The 16,243-nt window shown below is 43.0% G+C and carries 17 protein-coding genes and 2 pseudogenes; 11 read left to right on the forward strand and 8 right to left on the reverse strand.

The genetic code is table 11. The features are described 5' to 3' along the window. The coding region (locus tag LYNGBM3L_RS16015; RefSeq protein WP_207554309.1) for a DUF1822 family protein at positions 1 to 1,174 on the forward strand (1,174 nt) is incomplete at its 5' end. A gap of 189 nt (positions 1,175 to 1,363) precedes the next feature. On the opposite strand, the gene LYNGBM3L_RS45825 is transcribed toward LYNGBM3L_RS16015, so the two are convergent. After that, the gene (locus LYNGBM3L_RS45825) at positions 1,364 to 1,537 is read right to left on the reverse strand and encodes a hypothetical protein (RefSeq protein WP_158026648.1); all 174 of its coding nucleotides are present in this window, start codon (positions 1,535 to 1,537) and stop codon (positions 1,364 to 1,366) included. Here LYNGBM3L_RS45825 and LYNGBM3L_RS16025 point away from each other — a divergent pair. The 3 genes from LYNGBM3L_RS16025 (at position 1,517) to LYNGBM3L_RS16035 (ending at position 6,321) form a co-directional block, all read left to right on the forward strand. Next, complete coding sequence (locus LYNGBM3L_RS16025; RefSeq protein WP_008185265.1) at positions 1,517 to 4,006, forward strand: CHASE2 domain-containing protein; 2,490 nt, start codon at positions 1,517 to 1,519, stop codon at positions 4,004 to 4,006. The two genes, LYNGBM3L_RS45825 and LYNGBM3L_RS16025, sit on opposite strands and share 21 nt — an antisense overlap. A 300-nt stretch (positions 4,007 to 4,306) precedes the next feature. Continuing rightward, positions 4,307 to 5,077, forward strand: coding sequence for a hypothetical protein (locus LYNGBM3L_RS16030; RefSeq protein ID WP_008185267.1), 771 nt, complete (start codon positions 4,307 to 4,309; stop codon positions 5,075 to 5,077). Positions 5,078 to 5,916: 839 nt separating this feature from the next. Then, positions 5,917 to 6,321 (forward strand): hypothetical protein, encoded by a 405-nt coding sequence (locus tag LYNGBM3L_RS16035; protein ID WP_008185272.1) that lies wholly within the window; start codon positions 5,917 to 5,919, stop codon positions 6,319 to 6,321. A gap of 468 nt (positions 6,322 to 6,789) precedes the next feature. On the opposite strand, the pseudogene LYNGBM3L_RS38455 reads toward LYNGBM3L_RS16035, so the two are convergent. Further along, positions 6,790 to 7,041 (reverse strand): annotated as a pseudogene (locus tag LYNGBM3L_RS38455) (BrnA antitoxin family protein); the annotation flags it as partial. A 2-nt stretch (positions 7,042 to 7,043) separates the two neighbouring features. Beyond that, positions 7,044 to 7,166, reverse strand: a pseudogene (locus LYNGBM3L_RS36625) (BrnT family toxin); the annotation flags it as partial. 118 nt (positions 7,167 to 7,284) lie between these two features. On the opposite strand from LYNGBM3L_RS36625, the gene LYNGBM3L_RS38460 reads away from it, so the two are divergent. Next, positions 7,285 to 7,497 (forward strand): hypothetical protein, encoded by a 213-nt coding sequence (locus tag LYNGBM3L_RS38460; RefSeq protein WP_131827105.1) that lies wholly within the window; start codon positions 7,285 to 7,287, stop codon positions 7,495 to 7,497. An 85-nt stretch (positions 7,498 to 7,582) separates the two neighbouring features. Here the strand turns inward: LYNGBM3L_RS38460 and LYNGBM3L_RS16045 are convergent, their stop codons facing one another. Next, entirely contained in the window at positions 7,583 to 7,783 is a 201-nt protein-coding gene (locus tag LYNGBM3L_RS16045; protein WP_008185280.1) for a hypothetical protein, read from the reverse strand. Between the two features lie 635 nt (positions 7,784 to 8,418). On the opposite strand from LYNGBM3L_RS16045, the gene LYNGBM3L_RS40900 reads away from it, so the two are divergent. Then, on the forward strand, positions 8,419 to 8,610 hold the full coding sequence (locus tag LYNGBM3L_RS40900) for a hypothetical protein (RefSeq protein ID WP_131827106.1): 192 nt from the start codon (positions 8,419 to 8,421) through the stop codon (positions 8,608 to 8,610). Positions 8,611 to 8,816: 206 nt separating this feature from the next. Here the strand turns inward: LYNGBM3L_RS40900 and LYNGBM3L_RS50415 are convergent, their stop codons facing one another. Then, positions 8,817 to 9,113 carry a hypothetical protein gene (locus LYNGBM3L_RS50415; protein WP_131827107.1) on the reverse strand — a complete coding sequence of 99 codons (297 nt, stop codon included), beginning with the start codon at positions 9,111 to 9,113 and terminating at the stop codon, positions 8,817 to 8,819. A gap of 50 nt (positions 9,114 to 9,163) precedes the next feature. On the opposite strand from LYNGBM3L_RS50415, the gene LYNGBM3L_RS16050 reads away from it, so the two are divergent. Next, on the forward strand, positions 9,164 to 10,012 hold the full coding sequence (locus LYNGBM3L_RS16050) for a M20/M25/M40 family metallo-hydrolase (RefSeq protein WP_044493468.1): 849 nt from the start codon (positions 9,164 to 9,166) through the stop codon (positions 10,010 to 10,012). Between the two features lie 62 nt (positions 10,013 to 10,074). On the opposite strand, the gene LYNGBM3L_RS43685 is transcribed toward LYNGBM3L_RS16050, so the two are convergent. Next, a complete protein-coding gene (locus LYNGBM3L_RS43685) occupies positions 10,075 to 10,218 on the reverse strand; it encodes a hypothetical protein (protein WP_154659817.1) in 144 nt (47 codons plus the stop codon). 441 nt (positions 10,219 to 10,659) lie between these two features. Between LYNGBM3L_RS43685 and LYNGBM3L_RS43690 the strand changes: the two genes are divergently transcribed. Both LYNGBM3L_RS43690 and LYNGBM3L_RS16055 read left to right on the forward strand, forming a co-directional pair. After that, the gene (locus LYNGBM3L_RS43690) at positions 10,660 to 10,800 is read left to right on the forward strand and encodes a hypothetical protein (RefSeq protein ID WP_154659818.1); all 141 of its coding nucleotides are present in this window, start codon (positions 10,660 to 10,662) and stop codon (positions 10,798 to 10,800) included. 61 nt (positions 10,801 to 10,861) lie between these two features. After that, entirely contained in the window at positions 10,862 to 11,380 is a 519-nt protein-coding gene (locus LYNGBM3L_RS16055; protein ID WP_008185288.1) for an Ntn hydrolase family protein, read from the forward strand. Between the two features lie 293 nt (positions 11,381 to 11,673). Here LYNGBM3L_RS16055 and psb28 read toward each other — a convergent pair whose 3' ends face one another. After that, positions 11,674 to 12,009, reverse strand: coding sequence for a photosystem II reaction center protein Psb28 (gene psb28, locus LYNGBM3L_RS16060; RefSeq protein WP_008185291.1), 336 nt, complete (start codon positions 12,007 to 12,009; stop codon positions 11,674 to 11,676). A 482-nt stretch (positions 12,010 to 12,491) separates the two neighbouring features. On the opposite strand from psb28, the gene trpS reads away from it, so the two are divergent. Both trpS and LYNGBM3L_RS16070 read left to right on the forward strand, forming a co-directional pair. Next, positions 12,492 to 13,502, forward strand: coding sequence for a tryptophan--tRNA ligase (gene trpS / locus LYNGBM3L_RS16065; protein ID WP_008185292.1), 1,011 nt, complete (start codon positions 12,492 to 12,494; stop codon positions 13,500 to 13,502). Positions 13,503 to 13,781: 279 nt separating this feature from the next. Beyond that, complete coding sequence (locus LYNGBM3L_RS16070) at positions 13,782 to 14,717, forward strand: methylenetetrahydrofolate reductase (protein WP_008185294.1); 936 nt, start codon at positions 13,782 to 13,784, stop codon at positions 14,715 to 14,717. Positions 14,718 to 14,876: 159 nt separating this feature from the next. Here the strand turns inward: LYNGBM3L_RS16070 and LYNGBM3L_RS16075 are convergent, their stop codons facing one another. Continuing rightward, positions 14,877 to 16,238 (reverse strand): NB-ARC domain-containing protein, encoded by a 1,362-nt coding sequence (locus tag LYNGBM3L_RS16075; protein ID WP_008185296.1) that lies wholly within the window; start codon positions 16,236 to 16,238, stop codon positions 14,877 to 14,879. Positions 16,239 to 16,243: the final 5 nt, after the last annotated feature.

Raw genomic sequence — 16,243 nt, forward strand, 5'->3', positions numbered from 1 at the left:
ACTCCCTATTATTACTCAACTAAAAATGCTAAATACATCTACAGAACTGATTTCATTTCCAGCATTAACCGAAACCCTAACGCTGGAATTAGAACAACAACAAAAAGCCCTGGATATAGCTAACCAGATGGCAGAAAAATCAGGAATATTAGCTATCTATCTCCAAGAATTAGCCTTACTAGTGTTTGAAGATTGGCTGGAAAAACGGGAGCCAAGTTTACGGGTAGAACGGGCAGCTAATGGGTTAGGATACTCGGAATTATCTCAAGCTATTGCTAAAGCTATTAATGCTGTGTGTAATCTACGAGTAGGAGATTTTAAGATTTGCCTTATTCCTAGCTTGGGATTTAGTGACCCGTTGGTAAATCTGCCTCAAGGGATTGTTACTATTCCCCAATTTACTGCTCATTTTTATGTGGTGATTGCCATTGATGATGACTTAGGTATTGCTGGGATTAAAGGCGTAAATCGATACGACCAGCTAGTCAAAGATATTAGTAATCTAGCTGTTGGCTCTGATCATAATTACGAGCTCCCTTTATCTAGGTTTACTATGAGTGGAGACGACTTACTACTGGATTTACAATGTCTATCTCCTGAGGAAATTCCTTTACCAGAGATACCACAGCGCGAGCCTAATTATGTTAGAGACGTAATCGAAATCCTGAATCAACGAGCGATTAATGTGGGACAATGGTTATATAATCAAATTGATGACCTAGCTCAAGAGTTATCTTGGCAGCTATTACCAGCACCTTCCCCAGCATTGCGGTTTCGTCCTACCCCAGCCCAAGAATTAGCTGAGATTATAACTATTATTGATATCGAAATTCCTGCTGCCGCTGTTCGTAGTTATCGAGATTTTCAACTAGCTGGAATTCCACTGCGCCTTTATGCTGTAACTTGGCAATTACCCCAGTCTGAACCAGAGGGAGATTGGACTATAGTGCTAATCCTGGGAGCTAGCCCAGGTAATACTCCACCTTCGGGGATAAAATTGCGTATTACTGACTTTACCATGGTCTTGGATCAACAGGAATTTACCACTGATGATGACTATTTATTTACTCAGTTTGTGGGAGCTAATCATGAAAAGTTTCTAGCTACAATTACCACTGCTGAGGAAACAGTACAAACCTCGATGTTGTTTGAATTTAAAGGGAGTAGGGAGTAGGGAGGTAAGCTATCAGCTATCAGCTATGAGTTATCAGCTATCAGCTATCAGCTATCAGCTATCAGCTATGAGTTATCAGCTATCAGCTATCAGCTATCAGCTATCAGTTATCAGCTATCAGCTATCAGCTATCAGCTATCAGCTATCAGCTATCAGCTATCAGCTATCAGCCATTGGCCGTAGGCCAAGCTACACCGAAAAGCTTTTGAATAAAATAAGCTGACGGCTGACCACTGACTGCTGACTGCTGACTGCTGACTGCTGACTGCTGACCGCTGACTGCTGACCACTGACCGCTGACCGCTGACCACTGACCGCTGACTGCTGACTACTATAAGTAACATGAAAAGTAAAATTTTTCACCTTAAAGTCATCAAAATCAAGTCAGGTTGTAACTTTGAGTTATCTTGGGAAAACGGTAAGACTATTGCTGCCATAGTAGATTATCCTCAAGACCTTGATCAAGGTTACCAAGACTGGAAATATGCTTACATTAATTGTTACAAAAATTTGCGAGGAAAAGTCCCAAAAAGTGGTAGACTTACCCTTATGAAAGATCCGGCTGGGCTGTTGCGGGAAGCAGAAGCTAGGTTTTTATCAATATTTCATAATTGGTTACGGGATGGAGAGTTATATGAAATTCGTGAGGAAATTGCTAAGGCAGCTACGGATTCGTCTATTAATCGTCGGTATTGGGTTGATATTCTCCTCACCTGTAATTGTCCTGAATTAACTCGCTTACCTTGGGAAGCTTGGGAAATTAGTACTACTACTAGGACGAATTTATCGGGATTCGGAACTATCCGGATTGCTCGGGTTTCTAATACTATCCATGCTGGGATTAGTCATGATAAAATTATTCCTTCAATCCGTCGCCGAGCCAGAGTTTTGGCTATCTTGGGTGATGAAAAAGGATTAGACTTTGAAGAAGACCGCAAGGCGTTAGCTCACCTGTCTAAGCTAGCTGACATAAAATTTATTGGTTGGCAACCAGGAAAAGACTCTACTAGTCTTAAGCAGGAAATTGTTAAGGAAATTGCTAATCCTAGGGGTTGGGATATTTTATTCTTTGCTGGACATAGTAATGAAACTGCCTGTACTGGTGGAGAATTACATATTGCTCCTGATGCTTCTCTAGGAATTAATGAGATTCAACAATCCCTCCAACAAGGGATAGCTAATGGCCTGAAGTTTGCTATTTTTAATTCTTGTGATGGTATCTCGATTGCGGAATCCCTAATTGCTTTAGGGTTACCTCAAGTGGCGGTGATGGCAGAACCTATTCACAATCAGGTGGCTCAAGTTTTTATTGTCCAGTTTCTCAACAGTTTGGCTGAGTATAAGGATGTCCATGAAGCCCTAAGGGATGCTTGTGCTTTTCTTAAAGACCAACAAAATCTTACCTATCCTTCTGCTTACTTAATCCCTACCTTATTTCGCCATCCCCAATCAGTACTGTTTCGCTTGGAACCATTCGGTTTAGGGCACAGTCTCAGAAATTGGTTGCCCACTAAGAAGGAAGCCCTGTGGTTATCGGCATGGTTAACCGTTAGTTTAATCCCGGATTGTCAGGATTTACTGTTAGAATCTCGTCTATTGTTACAGGCTGGTTACCGTCAGGTTACTCAGCAGGTGGAGTGGCAAGCTAATCCTTCTCCAGTTAAGTCTCCAGTTCGGTTAGTTCAAATTGATAACAAGTCTCTTGAACAGGACAAGGTTAAATTGGTTGATGGCAGGTATATGGATTATGGTTACTTAGCAAGTATTTTAGATAAATTAGTTACCAGTAATGCTAGCATAATTGGATTTGATTATATCTTAGATCAAGACCAACAACAGCCCGATAATAGTAAACAGTTACAGCAATCAGTTAATGAAGCGATTAAAAATAATACCTGGTTAGTTTGGGCAGCAATTGAAGCTGATCATCCTGCTGATTATCAGGGAGTGAGTGATAAAATCGCTAACCTCAATCAAACCATGGAGGGAGATATTACAACCTATGATTGGTATGTGGAGTTACCTAGCAATAATTGTGATAAACGTTGTCCGTTTAGCTATTTACTAGTTCTTTCCTATTGTTTAGCTGATCAAGATTCCAGCGCTACTCAATTAGCTATGGGATTACCTCAGACTCAACACAGTAATCAGGATTTTAGAACTTCAGTGATTGATTGGGTTAATGATACCAAGACACAAGCCCATACACAAGTGGCTTGGTTGGGGAGGGTCAAACGTCCTGCGATCGCATATTTCTTAGAATGGTTTCAACCGATTATTGACTATTCCCTGCCTCCAGAGCAGGTTTATCAAAGAATTTCTGCTTGTGAGTTATTAGGCACCTGTTCTGAAGATGCTCTAGCTGATGATATCAGCCTTAACCAGACCATTGTGATTGTTGCTTCAGGAGGATATCAACAAGCAGGAATTGATCAAGAAGGGGAAGATAATCATCTGCTTCCCCTTCCGGTCGCCTTCTGGCGTAGTTCACAGGGTTGGCAAGACTGGTTCGATAGCAAACCATCATTTACTGGTGGTGAAGCCCATAGTTACATTGCCCACCATCTTTTTTCCCAGCATCTGGTGATACCAATTCCTAATGCTTTGATGATTTTGCTAACCGCTGTTTTAGGTAAGGGATTTAGGTTAATTAAACAGAATTCTCCGGAGCAACAGCAATGGTGGTTTAGCAATATAGATAACGCTTGGTTGCTTTATTGGTTAGTTTATTGCTTGGTTTCACTACAAGTTTATATCTCCTTAAAGGTGCTGCTACCTACTTTGATGCCTTTAGTAGTGTTTAGTACCTATAGCGTTACGAAAAGGGAGTAGGGAGTAGGGAGTAGGGAGTAGGGAGTAGGGAGTAGGGAGTAGGGAGTAGGGAGTAGGGAACAATATAGCAATTATTATACTATTACAAAGCTTATCCTGTTAAGGCAAAAGGCAAAAGGCAAAAGGCAAAAGGCAAAAGGCAAAAGTAAATAATAGTTTACTGTAATCAGCTCAAATATACCGTTTTTCATAACTATCATGTACACAATATTTTTTACCAATTTCCGATTCCATATTCCCGATTACCGATTCCCAAAAAACCAATAATTTGTACTTTACCCAATTGAAAAATACTGTATTATGATTAAATTAATCCAAAACAAATCAACCCTGGCACTAACAGTGGTCGTGCTAGTCTGTTCTTCTGCACTGCCCCTTGATGCCATAGTAAAAAGACCTCAGTCTGGTCAGAATTTATCCCAGTTTAAAGGCCAGCTAGTTACCTTAAAATGGGGTGATATCTGGGATATATTGCGACGTGACAAAGGTAAAGGGGGCTCAAGAGGGAGCTCAAGATATGATAATCCTATCGAGCAAACTCTCTGCATGCTCACCCCTGGTCAACTACCAGATCGTGACCCAAATTCTAATCATAAAGGAAGCTTAGAAATTTGGAGTGAGCAACCCCTATTCCTATGGCAAGGAGAAATGAAAGGTATTGAGGTGCGTGAGTATCGTACTGAAAAACAATTGTGGGAGCAACCGTTAGAGCCTACTACTAATAGTATCCTTTATCAAGGGGAGCCTTTAAAACCAGGTAAAGATTACTATTGGCGGAATACAATTCCTTTAGAACAACTTCCTACTAAGAGAAGTTTTCGTCTAATGGATGACGAAAAGCGTAATCAAATCACCACTGACTTAAATGAATTAGAAAGTAACCTGAAAGCTGAAGATGCCAGTGCTGATAAGATTGCTCTGAAACGAATTAACTATTTCATAGACAAACAACTTTGGTCAGATGCATTACGGGAAATTTATCTGATGCCTAATCCTCCGGCTGAGGTAACTGATCTTATTGATAAGATTAACAATAAGGCTCATGATTTTTGTAAGAAGGAGCGTGAATAGCAAGTAGGGTGGGCATTGCTGATTAAGATCATGATTGAACGCGGATCAATGAAATGGGCAATGCCCACCAATCCACCATCATCGTAGGGTGGGCATTGCTGATCAAGATCATGATTGAACGGCGAGCAATGAAATGGGCAATGCCCACCAATCCACAATAATCGTAGGGTGGGCATTGGTTCAGAAACCGGCCATGGGTACCCTGCTTGGTGGGCATTGCTCAGATAAATTTGGGCAGGATTTGGGTAAGTAAACCGGCAATGCCCACCCTACAGAATGCTGAATAATATAGCGCTACACACAATGTAAGCAAGGTATGTAAATTATTTTTGTGATTTTGTCAAGTAGTTCATTTGTTCTATTATTTTGACCTACTCCCCGTTGACCCTGTACTTATATGAAGTTTGATATGAGGTTTGATATGAGGTTTATGAGGTTTGATATGAGGTTTGATATGAGGTTTATGAGGTTTGATATGAGGTTTATGAGGTTTGATATGAGGTTTGATATGAGGTTTATGAGGTTTGATATGAGATTTATGAGGTTTGATATGAGGTTTATGAGTTTGATATGAGGTTTGATCTGAGTTTTTATATGAGTTTTTATATGAGGTTTGATCTGAGTTTTATGAGAATAAGAGATATATAACAGGGCTAGTATTACATTGTTCCAACTAAGAATTAGGAACTGGGGGGAGCAGGTCAAGGGTTGCAGAACAAATGAACTACAGTACCATCACAGCAAGCTTATGTAAACCCATGAGGGGGCTAGAGGTATAGTACAAATGTTCTACATAAGTGACATGCTCCCTGCAATAACCTAAAAAGGAGAAGTTCAAAATGCAAGTAGTCCACAAGGTGTTGAAAGGGATGTTGGTGTTTTGCCTGTCCCTAGTAATGATCGTTGGTAGTGCGCAAGCTGCGGAATGTTATGTCGAACCTCGCTTTATTCTCTTGGCCGAGGGATCTTCTCAGTATATACTAGATGTTATAGATGGGCCAGCATCGTCACTGGATGTCAGCTTTATAAGCTTTGAAGAAGACCAACAAACAATATCATTGATTGTAGATCCACCCGGTCCCCATGATTATGTTGAAAATCTTCCTGTTCCGGGGTATAGCTCTGATCAACCCACTTCTTATGATCACGTGTTTGAAGGTGTGGAGCCATTCTACCAAGTAATAGTTCGTGACGCACTACCATGGGATATATACATGGATGTAGAGGGTTGTCACAAAGCGTAAAAAGTCTAAGGAGCATCCGCAGGTTGCAGATCACAAAGGACTTCCAAAAAATCAAACATTCTACAAACAGAATGATAATTATTGGTAATTAAGGAAGTAAAACCTTTGCCGTAGGGTAGAAAGGTAACGGGGCGATCGCTCCGTTACCTTCTTCTGGCAACTCAACCTTCAATACTCCACTTCTAACCCATATCCACCAACGGCGAGCGTATTCCTCAATGGGACTCGCCGTTGCTTTTTGCTAGGTATTGCCGAGAAACCCGCTCAATAAACCGTTCCACCGTCACCCGCGCCACCGCCTATAGCATGTAGGGTGGGCAGTGGATCAGACAGATCAGATCAGCTGGCAAAGCGCCTAGGTAGGCACTGCCCACCGACGATTAATCACTTTTATCCTAATAACTTACGCTTTAAATCTTTAGATGAAATTCCTTTATCGTTACCGGAGCGATAATTTTCCCATGCTTCTTGAATTTGAACAATTTCTGTTCTAGGAATAGTTTCCTGAACTCCTTCTAATTCTATCAGCTGATGCTGAATGTGCTGACGCAACACCTGATTAATCAAGGTTTGATAATTCCCTCCACCAGACAGATTTACCTGGTCACGAAACCACTCCAAAACATCGTTATCTAAAGGAATTGTGATCCGAGTTTTACCAGATGGCATCGGGTCAATCGCGCCACGCTTACCTTTACTAAAATCATACTCAGCTTCCATCTTCATCCCTCCAGATATTGTTTACGTTCAGTACGAGTGGCTTTGCGAGTTGAAATCAAACGGATTTGATCACCTCGCCAGGTATAGACGACAACTAAAACTCGCCCCAAAGCATCTAACTGAATAATATAGCAACTATATATCCTATAAGGGACAAATTGATCCCCCTAAATCCCCCTTAATAAGGGGGACTTTGTTGAGAAGCGTACCTCATAAATGCGAGAAACACTATATCCAATTTAAATGCGCAACAGCTTACCAGTATTTTTTCCCGATTCCCGATTCCCGATTCCCAATTCCCGATTCCCGATTCCCGTTCCCCTCCTGGGAGGGGTTAGGGGTGGGTTCCGATTCCCGACTCCCGATTCCCGATTCCCTTTTTATATAAGTATAAACAGAAAAAAAAATAGCCGTAGAAATACTATCTACGGCTATTTAAATGATCTATGTCAATGAGTTTCCAAACCAATCCGGACGTGATTTGATGTAATCAAACCGGAGCCTTTGCCAGGGGGGGAAAACCCCCCATAAATTTAAAGTGTTATGGCAACAGCCAATACTTCATCATTTTAGTAATTACTTCCCCTGGAACCTCAGTCGGCTCAAGAGGAGTCCATTCCGCAATCTCTGCATAGCCCAATTTATAAAGCATTTGGATACTATAGATTACTGCTTGACGAGAGCCTTTCAGAGTGTGCTCAACAGGTTGTTTCTTGAAGTTTGGCTTAAAGTCTTTTGACATAGATCAAAACTTGAATTCATCGTGTTAATATGATTATTGTAATGATTATATTTGTAATTGTCAAGGGTTTTAAAAATTTTTTTTTGGGGAGTTTTAGGGGGAATAAAAAAAGCGATCGCTCTTAGCGGAAGCTGAGGCCTTTGGCCACGCTACGCGAACGCTTCATCGCGTAGCGTGACCTTCGGTCAATCCCGTAGGGTCTCTTTGCTGAGAATCCCATAATCATTGGTAAGCGATCGCTTTGGTAATTTTAACTAGTAATTTTAAGGATAGGGCTGGGAGGAGGAAGTAGGGAATAAGGAATAAGGAACTTCAGATATCTTTCCTAATGTTGCCTTTTGCCTGTTATAGCAGTCGCCAGGGCAGTTAGGACATCGACATTAGTCTCACACCCTTTGTAAGCGATGCAGAGGTGCGACCCGTGGCGAATTTAATTCGCCAACGGAAAAAGCACCATTACGGTCTTGGGGGTTTCCCCCATGAGCGACTGCATCAAGAAGCGCAAGAGTTTGACTTCTGACTTCTGACTTATGACTTCTGACTTCTGCTATACCTTTTGCCTTGTGGTCAGGGTGCATCTCCTAAAAGCTGTTTGATATCATGTCCGGATAATTAGTTATCAAAAAACATTACCCTTGAAACCTTACTCCTTTACTTTTTATATGGGAGATGGGGGGCATTTCTTTGGGTCGCAGTCCATCTGCTCAGAATTAAAAAAATTAGAAAGTCTCGAAATCCAGGAGAATCAAGTGTTGGGTAAAACCCATCACCATGTAATGCTGAATCTACCTGGACACGAGAAAAAATATCGGAATAGTTTCATCTAATTATATCCCATAATCAGAGATTTTGACTATAATCAGGTACCCGGAAATCACCTGAGGACATAATTATGCTACTGGTGTAGGGGTGCTGTTGGGACCGTAAGCAATCAGCAATCAGCAATCAGCAATCAGCAATCAGCAATCAGCAATCAGCTATAAGCAATCAGCAATCAGCAATCAGCTATAAGCAATCAGCAATCAGCAATCAGCTATAAGCTTTTGAATAAGCGATGCAGCGCGGTCTTGGGGAGGCAGCGCGGTCTTGGGGGTTCCCCCCATGAGCGACTGCCGTGGTTTCCCCCATGAGCGACTGCATCAAGACAACAGGTAAGCATTAGTTTAATCTGAGTTACGTTAGCTGACCACTGACCACTGACCACTGACCACTGACCGCTGACCGCTGACCGCTGACCACTGACCACTGACCGCTGACCGCTGACCACTGACCACTGACCGCTGACGGCTGACGGCTGACCGCTGACCGCTGAATGCTTACTTGGGACCAAATCCCGAGATGGTAAGATTAGATGATAATCTTCTGCCTGATTACACTGCCTTGGATCTAAAAGAACGTCTAATCACCCACCTCAGCCAGATAGTACGCGATCGCGATCCGTATATGGCATCTGCGGGACATTTCTATGTCCAGGAGTACATCCGCCAGGAATTAGAACAGTGGGGAAGCGTTGAAATTCACAAGTTTCAGGTGTCGGGCAAAACCCATCATAATCTGATTCTGAATCTACCGGGAAAAGAGGCGAGACCGCAACAGTTTGCTCCGATTTTAATTGGCTCTCACTATGATGCGGTACCTGGAAGCCCAGGAGCAGATGATAATGGTACCGGCGTAGCGGTGCTATTGGAATTAGCTAGAGCCTTTGCCACTACTGGGCCTAAACACCCAGTCCGACTGGTAGCATTTGATATGGAAGAGTATGGATTGCTCGGAAGTGCTGCCTATGCTGCCTATTTAAAAGAACAACAGCAACCCTTGCGGTTAATGCTGTCTTTGGAAATGTTAGGGTATTGCGATCGCACTCCCAATTCCCAAACCTACCCACCAGGACTAAAATATTTTTACCCCAATCAGGGGGACTTCATTACCTTAGTGGGAAACTTGCCAACAATCCTTGACTTGAGGCATTTAGCTCGCCGTATCCGCCAAGTGGGGATCCCTTGTCAGTGCTTACCAATACCATCACGAGGGATAATCGTTCGTGAGACCAGGCTCAGTGATCACGCTCCATTTTGGGACCAAGGTTATCGAGCTTTGATGGTAACCGATACAGCATTTCTGCGCAATCCCCATTACCATCAACCAAGCGATCGCATTGATACCCTAGATTTAGATTTTCTCACTGGTGTCTGTCGTGGCTTAATCGCTGGTCTTGGAAATCTTGTCTAGGGGAATCGGGAGTCGGGAAGTTAGAATTTAGAATTTAGAATTTAGAATTTAGAATTTAGAATTTAGAATTTAGAATTTAGAATTTGGAGTCGGGAATCGGGAGTCGGGAATCGGGAGTCGGGAATCGGGAGTCGGGAATCGGGAGTCGGGAATCGGGAGTCGGGAGTCGGGAAGAAGTCTCGAAAACTACTTCTTCCCGATTCCAACACTATTCTCCTCAGCTAATCCTTCCTGGGGTTTGGGTTTCAAAATGTGTTTCTGATAGCGGTTCTGATCTTAATCAGGTACACAGGATTTTTTTCCTGTTTCCTACTCCCGTTTTGATGCAAAGCGCGAGTGGGGGTTTCCCCCAAGACCGCCCTGCATTGAGATGCACCGAGATCAGATCAGCTGGCCACAGGGCGTTAGATCATGTCAGGATAATTACCCTTAATAAAAATCTCCCCTATCTCCCCTATCTCCCCATCTCCCCATCTCCCCACACCTCCCACCGTCCCCACCCTCTCCTTAATTATGGGTATTCAACCAGACTTGATATTAGTAGGCACTGCCTAGGCTGTTTATTATGGGCCTGAGCCCAGAATGGATATCATGCAAGAGATACACTGTCTGATACTATCAGACAAAAAGTGCATGAAGTTTAAGCTATGGCCATCGCACAAAGTGAACACCCTACCCCACACCTCACCCGGTCACCCCACACCCGGTCACCCCACACCCGGTCACCCCAGGCACTGCCCACCCTAGAGGAACTGGTTGCGATGGATAAGGCTAAACTAGTTTGTTAATGACTGCTATATCGGTGCCTGTTTCACCGTAATCATCGACTAAAACCATTAGGAGCAACTTATGAGCGTTGTCGCTGCCAGAAAATACCCTGATCAACTAGTTTTTGCCTCCGATAGCATTCGGCTGTCAGGATACCTCAAGCAAACTCACCGGGTAACTGGGGATGAGTGGGGCAAGCTATTTGAAATCAATAACATGATTATTGGCGGCGTGGGTTATACCATGGAATTGAGTTTCATGCAAATATTTGCCAGAAACCATTCTCCAGCAGCTCCTACGGTTGAGGCTGTTCTCGATTTTATTGTGGAATTTTATAGTTGGGCAAAGGATAAAGACGATACCTTTGGTCGCAGAAACGAATATTTGTTAGCAGTAGAACAGGATATTTTTTGTATCAGTGATGGCTATCTCGTGGATAAAATTAATGAATTTGGTGCCATTGGTGCTGGACAAGATTATGCTCTGACCGCAATGTACTTAGATAAAACCCCTGAAGAAGCGGTAGCGATTGCTAATGAGCTTTGCGTATATTGCTCTCCTCCGATTAATGTGATTACTAAGCAAATCAGCGATATCTGACTTGGGTATAGTGCTGAGTACTAAGCTTTTTAGTAAGCTATCAGCTTATGCGCTACGGGCAGCCGACGCGAACAGCTTTTGAATGAAAGAGGTAAGCCTTCGAATAATGCTGAGTTAAGTCTGCTGTTCGCGCAGCGTGAGCCTTTAGCTCACGGCTGACCGCTGACAGCTGAACGCGCACGCGTGCACGTAGCGCATATGCTTAAGCGTTTTTGAGGGTTGACGCTTGGGTGTAAACCAGACCCTGTAAACCAGACATTAGTACCCAGCACTCAAGACTCAACTTAATACTGTTAGGATTTAGTAAATCCTAAGTCATTTTCTTCACTATACCGTTCCATAAAACGCATGAAACGATCCCACTCTTCTGGAGATTTCATTATGTAAGTTGCTTCTATAGCCATTGGTTCACCATTAACAAATTTGCCATTAACCTTACTGGTAGAAATCTCACCTTCCTCATCAATCATGTACATTCCGGTGATCTCATCCTTAGAGTCTTTATCGTATACTTTAGGCTTGGTAAAAATAAAGGTTGCACTGCCAGTCTGACCAGTTTTGGAGCGAGTCAAACGTACGTCGGGCACAACTTCTTCTTTGATGCCTCTAGAGAACTGAATTTCAGCCATACTATAAGTCCGATTAAGAAAATATTAAGAATCTTTACCCCACTATCTTCTCATCCAAGCTGCCCTAAATGGCAAAAAATTTTAACTGATGGCTGAACTTATGGCTGAAGGTTTCCCTAGGTTAACGACCTAGCAAGTAAGCATTCAGCCGTCAGCCGTCAGCCGTCAGCTTATTTTATTCAAAGGTGCGCTCTTACCATTAAGAATTAAATTCGCCACGGGTCGCACCTAAAAGCACCGATTGCGCTACGCGCACGCTGGGCGAGTAGCGTGTGCTATGGGCATAAACTGTTCGGTGTAGCGTGGCCACAGACCCAAAGCTGATAGCACCTCAAGTAGCGTGCCCGTAGCGCTAATCGCTGATAGCTGAATGCTTACCATAGCAATGGCGAAAATAATCCAAATTTAGCCTAACCAGTGGGAAAATTGGATTACACTGATACCGTTTCGGCAAACCGATTTAAGCAATCACTAGATCATACATGGGTAAACAGCGCGTTCTATCTGGAGTTCAACCAACTGGCAATCTTCACCTGGGTAACTATCTTGGAGCTATCCGCAACTGGGTCGAAGGTCAAAGTCAGTATGATAATCTATTTTGTGTAGTTGATTTACACGCTATTACTGTACCCCATAACCCAGCAACTCTAGCAGAAGATACCTTAAGCATTGCTGCCCTCTACTTAGCCTGCGGGATTGATTTAGAATGCTCTACCATCTTCGTACAATCCCATATCCCTGCCCACAGTGAACTAGCTTGGCTGCTCAACTGCATTACCCCTCTTAACTGGCTAGAGCGAATGATCCAGTTCAAGGAAAAAGCGGTTAAACAAGGGGAAAATGTCAGTACTGGCTTACTGGACTACCCGGTATTGATGGCAGCGGATATTTTACTTTATGATGCCGATCAAGTTCCAGTGGGAGAGGACCAAAAGCAACACATCGAACTGACTCGTAATATCGCTATCCGAGTTAATGACAAGTTTGGCAGTCAGGAGAAACTTGTGCTAAAGTTGCCAGAGCCTATGATCCGAAAAACTGGTGCTCGTGTGATGAGTCTTACTGATGGCAGGCGCAAAATGTCTAAGTCTGATCCATCCGAGTTGAGCAGGATTAACGTGCTTGACTCCCCTGAGGAGATCCAAAAGAAAATCAAGCGCTGTAAAACTGACCCGATTAAAGGATTATGGTTTGATGATCCAGAACGCCCGGAATGTGAGAATCTACTAACTTTGTATACCCTGCTTTCTGGGAAAACAAAGGAAGAGGTGGCTACAGAATGTCGGGATATGGGTTGGGGCAAATTCAAGCCCTTACTCACAGAAGTAACCATTGAAGCGCTCAAGCCGATTCAACAGAAGTATCACGATGTGAGGTCAGAGCAGGGCTATCTTGAGTCGGTGTTGCGAGAGGGGCGACAAAAAGCAGAAGCGATCGCAAACCAGACCTTGTCCAGGGTAAAAACTGCATTAGGGTTCATTGCTGTAACCTAATTCCTGGAGTTGAACCTCCCCATCCGTCGCAGGAATGGGGTATCCTTTGCACAACCACCGTTGGTTGTTATCGACCTGGGCGTAACTTTCCCTGGCCTATGGCCACGCTACGCGAACGCACCGAGGGTAGCTGAGTAGGGTCAATACCCAGTTTTTTTTGAGACCCTTACTTTTTATATTAACACTATTTGAGAGGTAAAATTCATCCCCGACCTTTGAGGACGGGGTATTCTTTTCCCTCTCAAACTCTCCGACTCTGATAAGTAAATACTATAACCAATGACTAACCCTACTAATAACTCGTTTCGCACTGCCGTTGAATCCGGTGAATTTTTGATTACTGCAGAAGTGGCACCCCCCAAGGGGGGTAACGCAGCTCACATGGTCAAAATGGCTCAAACCCTCAAAGATAGAGTCCATGCTATCAATATTACTGATGGCTCTAGGGCAGTCATGCGGATGTCGTCTTGGGCAGCCTCGGTGATTTTACACCAGCAGGGCATTGAACCAATTTGTCAGGTGGCTTGTCGCGATCGCAACCGCATCGCCTTGCAAGCTGACTTGATGGGTATTAATGCTTTAGGTATCGGTAATATTCTCGCCCTAACTGGTGATCCAGTCAAAGCAGGTGATCATCCTGATGCTAAAAGTGTATTTGACTTAGAATCAGTACGCCTATTGCAACTAATTACTAAGCTAAATCAAGGGGTTGATTTCAATGATAAGCCCCTTACTGATCAAGCAACTGATTTATTTACTGGTGCAGCGGTAGACCCCCAGCTCAAGAGTTGGTCAGGCTTACAGAGTCGGTTTGAACGGAAACTAGAGGCGGGAGCACAGTTTTTTCAAAGTCAGCTCATTTGTGATTTTGATCGCCTAGAGAAGTTTATGGTTCAGATTGCTGCTGGTACTAATAAGCCAATTTTAGCAGGGATATTTTTGCTCAAATCCGCTAAAAACGCTAAGTTTATTAATAAAAAAGTTCCAGGGGTTAATATCCCTGACGAAATTATTGATCGGCTAGCAGCAGCAGATAATCAGTTACAAGAAGGGATAAAAATTGCCGCTGAGCAAGTTAAGCTCGCACGGCAACTGTGCCAGGGTGTTCATATGATGGCAGTCCGGCGAGAAGACTTGATTCCCCAGATTTTGGATTTGGCTGGCATTTCGCCATTGCAGAAATCCTCTCCCGTTAATGACTTAGTTTTTAAGTAAGTAAATTTCAGGTCAATTGTTATAGCGCTATGCCCAGGGAACAGGGAACAGGGAACAGGGAATAGGGAATAGGGTAAATATACCTTTTTCTCTCCCCACCCTACCCAAACTTCCCAAACTTCCCACACTCCTCCCTGTTCCCTGTTATCTTTTCTCCTTTTAACTAATACTAAGAATCACCGAACTAACTACAGGGTATAGGGTGAAAAAAGTTTGACTAATGTCTGTGAATGTCTCAATGAGTGAACGCCTCTGGAGGGATTGTAAAACATTGATTAGTTTTGAATCCGAGCTAATGGTCATATCCTGGCGCAATTGTTCCCGGGAAACGGGTACGGGTTTGGTACTTATCCCTAGATACCTGATCACTTCTCTTTCTGACTTATCTAAGCGATTCAACTGTGCAATTAAAATTAACCTGATTGGCTCAGGAACAAATACCTCATTCAAGCTTAAAAATTTCGATACACTGCCATTAAAATATTTTTCAATTGTTGTCGCTACTAGATTTAATGCTAAGGGATTGCCTCGATAACGGGTAATCAAGGTTTCCCATTCTTCTGTATTTCCAAATAACCCGTTATCTACTAAGATTTTCTCAGCTTCTTCTGTAGGTAACCCCTTCAGGGTTAATGAAGCAGTAGTGTTATTTTTTTGCTCCAGTAACTCTAGTTGTAGAAATTTTTCCCAACTGATCAGCAGCAAAGCACTTTGGTGTTTTTCCTGTGCTACTCGTCTAAATAGCTGACCATAATCCTCATAGTTGGCTTGATAGTATCCAGCTATAGCGCCAGGACTTAGAATCTGCTCTGCGTCATCCAGTCCGATCAGACACCGATGCTCTTGTAAACATTTTATCAAGCTAGAAATAAGAGCGTTGATGTCTTCTGGTAAATTGAATGATTGCTGGTGAGATAGGAATTGAATCAGCTCTACTAGCAGTTGTTTCAGGGGTGGAGCATGGCGCAGATTACGCCAAATAATATACTCAAATTCCCCTTGAAGGTTGTTTGCAAGTTTGACAGCAAGAGTGGTTTTACCAATCCCTCCTATACCGAGAATCCCTACTAGTGAGTATTGCTTTTTACTAATCCATTGCTGCAGTTGATTGACTTCATTAGTGCGTCCATAGAAAGCATAAATTTCTGGTGCTTCCCCCCAATCGTGGTGGTACTGAGGCATTTTGTATCCTGCAACTTCTAGCCACTTAGAGACGTCTTTCCAGTTAGTGAGGCTATTTAATTCTCGATTAGTTAGTGCTTCGACATATCGATACAATCCCCTAGTCAGGGCAACAGCGATTGAGTTAGAGCTCCGATGGAGAGTCTCAGCTATTTTTTTTGGGGAGTAGCCACAAAGCAATCCTCTCAAGTACACTTTTTCCACTGATGTAAGTGTGCTTTTATTCTGAGTTTCCCTCTGTTTTTGCTCGCCAATATCTATATATAACTTGTCTAAATCCCAAAGCTTTACTGCTTCTAAAAACAGTTCATCTTCTGGATAAAACGCACCCTGCGCCATTTGCT

This window comes from Moorena producens 3L (assembly GCF_000211815.1).
GTDB classification, from domain to species: Bacteria; Cyanobacteriota; Cyanobacteriia; order Cyanobacteriales; family Coleofasciculaceae; genus Moorena; species Moorena producens.